Raw genomic sequence first — 704 nt, 5'->3', positions numbered from 1 at the left:
GTACGGATCAGGCCGCGCAGCAGCGGCTGCGGCTCGCCCTGGGCCCGCAGCGTCGCCAGGTCCAGGCGGACCGGCAGCGCCAAGGGCTCGGTGGTCGCGAGCGCGGCGTCGAAGAGGGCCAGGCCCTCCTGCGCACTCAGCGGCGGAATACCCGAGCGCGTCATGCGCTGGAGATCGGCGTCGGTGAGGGTGCCGGTCATGCCGCTGTCCTGGGACCAGGGGCCCCACGCCAGCGACGCTGCCGGAAGACCCGCCGCCCGACGGTGATGCGCCAGGGCGTCCAGGAAGGCGTTGCCCGCCGCGTAATTCGCCTGACCCGCGCTGCCGATCGTGCCCGCCACGGACGAGAAGACCACGAACGCGTCCAGATCCAGATCCTTGGTCGCCTCGTGCAGGTGCCAGGCCGCATCCACCTTCGGACGCAGGACCGCCGACAGACGCTCGGGGGTCAGCGACTCCACTACGCCGTCGTCGAGAATGCCTGCCGTGTGCACCACGGCTGTGGGGGCATGACGGGCGACGAGGGCGGCCACGGCCGCCGCATCGGTCACATCGCACGCCTCGATGACCGCTTCGGCACCGCTGTCGCGGAGTTCGGCCAACAACTCCTCGGCGCCCTCGGCGGCCGGGCCACGGCGGCTGACCAGCAGCAGGCTCCGCACCCCGTGCTCGGTCACCAGGTGCCGGGCCACCGTACGGCCCAG

Annotated in this window: 1 protein-coding gene; it reads right to left on the bottom strand. The window is 72.7% G+C overall.

Going from position 1 to position 704, the window contains the following annotated elements:
- Positions 1-704, bottom strand: a 704-nt coding sequence (locus AC4IJH_RS43625) for a beta-ketoacyl reductase (RefSeq protein ID WP_490857583.1), incomplete at both ends; no start/stop codon positions are given.

The sequence above is a fragment of the Streptomyces sp. UF-297 genome (assembly GCF_058245575.1).
This window is presented reverse-complemented; position numbering and strand designations above follow the sequence as displayed.